General features: G+C 41.6%; 4 protein-coding genes, 14 tRNA genes and 2 pseudogenes. 1 reads left to right on the forward strand and 19 read right to left on the reverse strand.

Annotated features, from left to right (window positions below):
* Window positions 1–8: 8 nt before the first annotated feature.
* The 5 genes and pseudogenes from JIN86_RS05400 to JIN86_RS23935 form a co-directional block, all read right to left on the reverse strand.
* A complete protein-coding gene (locus JIN86_RS05400; RefSeq protein WP_202341393.1) occupies window positions 9–935 on the reverse strand; it encodes a dipeptidase in 927 nt (308 codons plus the stop codon).
* 47 nt (window positions 936–982) lie between these two features.
* Window positions 983–1432: a TraR/DksA C4-type zinc finger protein gene (locus JIN86_RS05405; protein ID WP_004225907.1), complete on the reverse strand. Its 450-nt coding sequence runs from the start codon at window positions 1430–1432 to the stop codon at window positions 983–985.
* Window positions 1433–1507: 75 nt separating this feature from the next.
* Window positions 1508–2269, reverse strand: a complete 762-nt coding sequence (locus JIN86_RS05410) for a MerR family transcriptional regulator (RefSeq protein WP_004225905.1) — start codon at window positions 2267–2269, stop codon at window positions 1508–1510.
* Between the two features lie 143 nt (window positions 2270–2412).
* Window positions 2413–3627: a diaminopropionate ammonia-lyase gene (locus JIN86_RS05415; protein WP_202341394.1), complete on the reverse strand. Its 1215-nt coding sequence runs from the start codon at window positions 3625–3627 to the stop codon at window positions 2413–2415.
* Window positions 3628–3678: 51 nt separating this feature from the next.
* A pseudogene (locus JIN86_RS23935) lies at window positions 3679–4318 on the reverse strand (ABC transporter substrate-binding protein); the annotation flags it as partial.
* Here JIN86_RS23935 and JIN86_RS05425 point away from each other — a divergent pair.
* Window positions 4319–4986, forward strand: a pseudogene (locus tag JIN86_RS05425) (ABC transporter ATP-binding protein); the annotation flags it as partial.
* Window positions 4987–5123: 137 nt separating this feature from the next.
* On the opposite strand, the gene JIN86_RS05430 reads toward JIN86_RS05425, so the two are convergent.
* The 14 genes from JIN86_RS05430 to JIN86_RS05495 form a co-directional block, all read right to left on the reverse strand.
* Window positions 5124–5195 (reverse strand) — tRNA-Glu (locus JIN86_RS05430).
* 2 nt (window positions 5196–5197) lie between these two features.
* Window positions 5198–5288: transfer RNA gene (locus JIN86_RS05435), tRNA-Ser, on the reverse strand.
* Between the two features lie 10 nt (window positions 5289–5298).
* Window positions 5299–5375: transfer RNA gene (locus JIN86_RS05440), tRNA-Asn, on the reverse strand.
* Between the two features lie 4 nt (window positions 5376–5379).
* Window positions 5380–5456 (reverse strand) — tRNA-Ile (locus JIN86_RS05445).
* A gap of 1 nt (window position 5457) precedes the next feature.
* Window positions 5458–5531, reverse strand: a tRNA-Gly gene (locus tag JIN86_RS05450).
* Window positions 5532–5536: 5 nt separating this feature from the next.
* Window positions 5537–5612 (reverse strand) — tRNA-Phe (locus JIN86_RS05455).
* A 58-nt stretch (window positions 5613–5670) separates the two neighbouring features.
* Window positions 5671–5746, reverse strand: a tRNA-Asp gene (locus JIN86_RS05460).
* 3 nt (window positions 5747–5749) lie between these two features.
* Window positions 5750–5824, reverse strand: a tRNA-Met gene (locus JIN86_RS05465).
* Window positions 5825–5877: 53 nt separating this feature from the next.
* A tRNA-Ser gene (locus tag JIN86_RS05470) sits at window positions 5878–5970 on the reverse strand.
* A 15-nt stretch (window positions 5971–5985) separates the two neighbouring features.
* Window positions 5986–6062, reverse strand: a tRNA-Ile gene (locus JIN86_RS05475).
* Between the two features lie 7 nt (window positions 6063–6069).
* Window positions 6070–6143, reverse strand: a tRNA-Met gene (locus tag JIN86_RS05480).
* Window positions 6144–6171: 28 nt separating this feature from the next.
* Window positions 6172–6247, reverse strand: a tRNA-Ala gene (locus tag JIN86_RS05485).
* A gap of 16 nt (window positions 6248–6263) precedes the next feature.
* A tRNA-Pro gene (locus JIN86_RS05490) sits at window positions 6264–6340 on the reverse strand.
* 9 nt (window positions 6341–6349) lie between these two features.
* Window positions 6350–6426 (reverse strand) — tRNA-Arg (locus JIN86_RS05495).
* Window positions 6427–6476: the final 50 nt, after the last annotated feature.

The raw sequence follows: 6476 nt of genomic DNA on the forward strand, positions 1-6476 counted from the left end.
CGGCAGCCTTAACGGGTTGCTGCTTTTTTTACATAGCGTCGAAAATTTTGGCTTGCAATACCATACACTTCTTCATCTGAAAAGCGTGTACGTAATGCCTCTAGTAAATTTTGCGCCTCTCCTGCATGGGCTAAGCCACTGACAGTCCTATCAATCCCATCAAAGTCGGAGCCTAATCCAATATGCTCCACGCCTACCAGTTTAGCTAAATACTCCACATGCCCCACTAAATGGTTTAGTGTTGCACCTTTGCCTATAAAGAGTGGGAAATAAACTACATGGATATGTCCTCCCGCCTCAACAAGTGCCTTTGCCTGGGCATCAGTTAAGTTACGCGGGTGATCACATAGTGCACGTGCATTACTATGGCTTGCAATAATATGCTTTGCAAGCGGCAAGACATCCCAAAAGCTTTGCTCATTTAGATGGGACACATCAATAATAATATCGCGTTCATTTAATAATTGTATAACTTCTTTACCAAATGGCTTTAAACCAAGAGTTGCATCCTGTTCAGCACCATGGGCCACAGCATTTTCTTCATTCCATGTTAAACCTACCAACTTCACCCCTGCATCCAGTACAGCTGTCAGTTTTGTTAAATCTTCGCCAATGGCACTACAGCCCTCTAAGCTTAAAATGGCTCCTATTTCGTGGAGAGCTAATTGATCTAACTGTGCCCAATCTGTAATATGCACCATGCCCTCTGTTTGTAATACGTGAGTATGGAATGCTTCGATTTGGCGCATGACCTCAAGAAATTGCAAATTTTGTGGGATTTTTGGGTCAATAAAGATAGCGAACACTTGAGCCTCTACTTGCCCTAATTGCAATCTTTTTTGATTAGCATGTATTCGCACATCCTCTGCAAAATTTGCCGTTTCAAGAGTAGTTAACTTTAAAAGCGCATCACAATGTAAATCAATAATCTTCATATCCTCACCTCTACAGTTATTATACTGCTTCTGCAAGGAAAAACTGACTAAATTTTATCCTGTGGTGTATCAGAAGAGCCGAATTCCTCCAGCTCGATAAAATCATCTGATTTTGGTGTTGAAGAAAGAACATCTTCTTCCACTGGTCGTAAATTGTCTTCTTTCTTTTCAGCATGCTCCACACATGTCAGAGCTTGCGGCATTGCCTTTAAGCGACCAATCGGAATTTCTTTACCACAGACTGCACATTTGCCATATGTACCGTCTGCCATTGCTTGAAGAGCTTCTTTTATTTCTTCAGCATTCTCACCACGATGCTCATCAATAGCCATTTCTGTAAGCTGATCCGTTAAATCACTTGCATTATCAGCTGGATGATTATCATAATTCGATAGTTCTGTCGCTTGTGGTCGCTCTGATTCTTCTATTCGTTGTTCTATTTCTTGTAATTCTTGCTCTAGTTGTCTTTTTAATTGTTGCATTACTTGTTGATCCACAATAATCTCCTCCTCATGCTTTCATTTTTTCCTATTTTACGATTTCTAAAACATGTCAGCATAAGGAAGACCGATTTACTTACTTGTATAAGCTATAATGGCGTCATGCAAAAATTGTGCTGCTCCTGTTTCACCACGCTCATCATAATAAGCTGTAAAACGTTCATCAGCAATATACATTTGTGCAAGCCCTGCATGTGCCTCTTTGGAATACTCTTTCCACGTAAAGTTGAGCCAGCGTTTATGCAACTCTGCAACTTCCATCGCAATGTCACTTGCAGCATCTCCAAGTTTCATTGCCTCTGCTAAGCGTTCAAACATTTGCTGTTCTAGCTGTTGCATCGCTTGATATTGTTGCTCGGTCATGTTCATAAGCTTAGCATTGGATGCATCCACTGTTTCATTCCCATATTTCTCACGGATTTCTTTGCCGTACTGCTTTTCGTTATCCTCCATTAACTTTTCTTTAAAGCCTTTAAATTTTTCTTCATTTGACATTGGTTGTTCCTCCTCAATGGATTGTATTGTTTTTTCTACTGTCTGTAAGATCGTTTCCAACTGTTCTTTGCGTTGAAGCAAAGCAGCTTTATGTGTTTTGAGCGCCTCAGCATGTTGAAAATTTGGTGTTTGAACAATAGCCTGAATTGTCGCTAATTTCATATCTAATGCACGATAAAATAAAATCTGCTGCAACATATCGACCTCCCATTGGCCATAAAATCGATAACCTGCCTCATTGGTTCTGGCTGGTTTTAGCAATCCAATTTCATCATAATAACGCAATGTTCTTGTACTAACGCCAGATAGTTGAGCAAGCTCCTGAATGGTATATTCCATATCATCACCTCCACTAATGCTACTGTAAGCTTTGACGCAACGTTAAGGTCAAGAGTAAAATGAAAAAATTTTAATCAAACTTAATCATACCTTCAAATCCTTTTACAAAAGTAAAAATAGCAAACTAGTAAATCACTAGTTTGCTATTGATTCGCATATTTCCCATGCCACACTATTTCTCGATAACTCTCTTTATCTGTATCACCCTCTGTATTAATAAACAGCACCCTTGCATGTTCATTTAGGTGCAAGGCATGTTTTAATTCCTTATATTGTTCATTAGTCATTAATTCATAAAAGCAACCAAATGGAGCCGCTCCTGATTCACCAGCTATAATGCGTGTGTCTGTAGCTAAAGGATTTCCTAGAATGCGCATACCTGTTGCTGCTATTTCTTCCTCACACGAGATACTTATTTTTATGAAGGCTTTTAAGATTTGCCAAGCCTGTGGATTAGGTTCACCACAAGCAAGACCTGCCATTATTGTTTGCATCTCCCCACCAACAGTGACAAATTGATCTGTATTTTTCTTAAGGCTTTCATAATAGCAATTAGCGACATGTGGTTCAACCAAGACAAATGTAATTTCCTGCTCATAGTATTGCTGTAAAAACGCTACTACTGCTCCTGCAAAGGACCCAACACCAGCTTGCAAAAATACATGTGTTGGGGCTTGCTGAATCTGTTCAACAATCTCCTGTACAAGGGTTGTATACCCCTGCATAATCCATAATGGAATTTCTTCATAGCCTTTCCACATTGTATCCTGAATCAAGACCCAGCCATTTTCTTGTGCAAGCTGTGAGGTATAACGAACAGTATCGTCATAATTCATTGTCGTAATTTCAGCAAAAGCCCCTTCACTTTTAATATGAAGTAACCGCTCAGCGGCGCTACCAGCTGGCATATATATTCTTGCTTGAAAACCTAGTTCTCTGGCCGCCCATGCCACACCACGACCATGATTACCATCTGTCGTTGAAATAAATGTTAGATTGCCTATTTGTCCTCTTACTTCTGGGGTTTTTAGCTGTTCAAATGATAGCTCCTCTATATTCCTTCCAAGCTTATTGGCAACATATTGCGCAATTGCATAAATACCGCCTAAAACTTTAAAGGCATTTAAACCAAATCGATAAGATTCATCTTTAACCATGACATTTTCTACACCCATATATGAAGATAGTGCCTCAAGATGATGGAGTGGTGTCTTCTCAAATTGCTCATATGTACGCTGAAATTGACCGACCTTCCTCACTTGATCTAGTGAAAAATATGGAAGTATTGCTGTTGCTTGCTTTATATGATCTTGCTCTAAATAATGCTGATTATAAACCCACCTTAATTTTTCCTTCATCGCCATCCCCCTCAATTTATGGTCACTATCTACATCATAGTCTATCTAACTTTAAAGTACCAGGAGAGTATATATTAGGAAATAAACAAAGATTTCTTTCCCTTGATCTAGCATAATATTCGCAGCTAAAATGCCTCCAGCCGTATTCCAAATGACATCATCCACCTTATGTGCATTGCCTTTTCGGACATCTGTTAAGTTTTTCCAAAGCGGGTCTTGTGTCCACTCTTGTTCAGTTGCTAGTGCTGAATCATCGCCTGTTGTAGAAAATAACATCCCCATCCATTTGAGAGATTGCTTCTTTCCCTACTTCAATCGCTAAGTTTCCTAGTTTTGCATTATCTTTAAATAAATCTGCTTGCGCTGCAACACGTTTAAATCCTAAAGCATCAAATATCACACCTGAGAATGAATCTGTGTAATAGATACGAGATTTATCGGCCATAAAGCGTACAAATGAAACTTCTTGGTTGATTTGTTCTCCAAGTTCTTCTTTCAGTGCTTGTAACTTATCTTCATAAAAGCTTTTAGTACCTCTTCACCTTTTGTTTCTTGATTTACTGCTTTAACGTATAATTTAAAATTCTCTTTCCAGTCACCACGTAATGTATCAGAAAACACAGTTGGAGCAATTTTGCTAAGTTTCGCATAAATCTCTTTCTTGTCGTAATTTATTGCCAATAATTAAATTAAATCCACACTCCTACGCTCCATTGATCGATTATTAAAACCTAAAAAAGGCTCCGTTTTATTAGATGGTGAGGATATTTTTAAATTATCAACAAAACAAGTGGCTAAAAACCCCTCCATTCTTCCCCAATCGCCTGTTGCACCAGAAGGCTAAACTGTCCTACAACTTGTGAAACAAGGTCGCTATCCTTACCAAAGTTGGCGACAACCGTGGACTGAAAAGGATGAAGAAATCGTTTTAAATGCTTTAAAAGCTACAGGTACTGAGCATTTACAAGATAGACCAGTAGATGAGCTATCAGGAGGGCAACGTCAACGTGCTTGGATAGCTATGACGCTTGCTCAAGAAACAGATATCATTCTTTTAGACGAGCCTACGACATGCTTAGATTTAACTCATCAAATAGACGTTTTAGATTTACTGTACGAATTGAACCAACAGCAAAAGCGAACTATTATTATAGTACTACATGATATTAATCTTGCTTGTCGCTATGCCGATCATATTATTACAGTGCGTGATCGTGGTGTCTATCGTCAAGGGAAACCAGAAGAATTATGGCAACTGATTTAGTTAGTCATGTGTTTGACCTTGATTGCCAAATGACGACAGATCCAATCTTTGGTACACCTCTTTACATTCCATATGGAAAAGGACGAAAAATTTAATCGTTAATTTGAAAAAATAAGCCTACACAGAATGATCAATCTGTGTAGGCTTTCATTTAATATAGCTATGTTATTAATCTAAGTACCTAGTAAATTAAAAAGTGCAGTAGATGTAAATTCATCTACTGCACTTAGTATGACCCGTACGGGATTCGAACCCGTGTTACCGCCGTGAAAGGGCGGTGTCTTAACCACTTGACCAACGGGCCCATGGCGGAGAAGGAGGGATTTGAACCCTCGCGCCGGTTACCCGACCTACACCCTTAGCAGGGGCGCCTCTTCAGCCTCTTGAGTACTTCCCCAAAATAAAAATGGCTCCGAAGGCAGGACTCGAACCTGCGACAACCTGATTAACAGTCAGGTGCTACTACCAACTGAGCTACTTCGGAATAATGGTGGGCCTAAATGGACTCGAACCATCGACCTCACGCTTATCAGGCGTGCGCTCTAACCAGCTGAGCTATAGGCCCTTGGAGCGGGTGATGGGAATCGAACCCACGACATCAGCTTGGAAGGCTGAGGTTTTACCATTAAACTACACCCGCATAAATGGTGGGTCAGGACGGAATCGAACCGCCGACACTTAGAGCTTCAATCTAATGCTCTACCAACTGAGCTACTGACCCATTTCGTCCATGCTAAGCTTACTCACTCTTTTGCTTCTCATGACTTTTATTTTAAAAATGGCGGTCCCGACCGGGATCGAACCGGCGATCTCCTGCGTGACAGGCAGGCATGTTAACCGCTACACCACGGGACCTTTTGGTTGCGGGGGCTGGATTTGAACCAACGACCTTCGGGTTATGAGCCCGACGAGCTACCACTGCTCCACCCCGCGATAATTTTATGCTGTTTCGAGTTTTTAAAGCACCATTTATAAAAATTTAAAACTGGAGGAGGTAGAGGGATTCGAACCCCCGCGCGGTGTTACCCGCCTGTCGGTTTTCAAGACCGATCCCTTCAGCCAGACTTGGGTATACCTCCGTTACAATATATAAATGGTGGACCTTGCAGGACTCGAACCTGCGACCGGACGGTTATGAGCCGTCTGCTCTAACCAACTGAGCTAAAGGTCCTTTAAGATGGCGGCAGAGGGGATCGAACCCCCGACCTTACGGGTATGAACCGTACGCTCTAGCCAGCTGAGCTACGCCGCCAGGATCTTTATACTGGTTAATTTACTTATGGTGGAGCCTAGCGGGATCGAACCGCTGACCTCCTGCGTGCAAGGCAGGCGCTCTCCCAGCTGAGCTAAGGCCCCATAATTTTTTTGGAAATGGTCGGGAAGACAGGATTCGAACCTGCGACCCCTTGGTCCCAAACCAAGTGCTCTACCAAGCTGAGCTACTTCCCGTTGTTCTTTTGGCGCGCCCGACAGGAGTCGAACCCATAACCTTCTGATCCGTAGTCAGACGCTCTATCCAATTGAGCTACGGGCGCATTTAAAATGGTGCCGAGGACCGGAATCGAACCGGTACGGTAGTCACCTA

This window comes from Lysinibacillus sp. HST-98 (assembly GCF_016757845.1).
Classification (GTDB): domain Bacteria; phylum Bacillota; class Bacilli; order Bacillales_A; family Planococcaceae; genus Lysinibacillus; species Lysinibacillus capsici.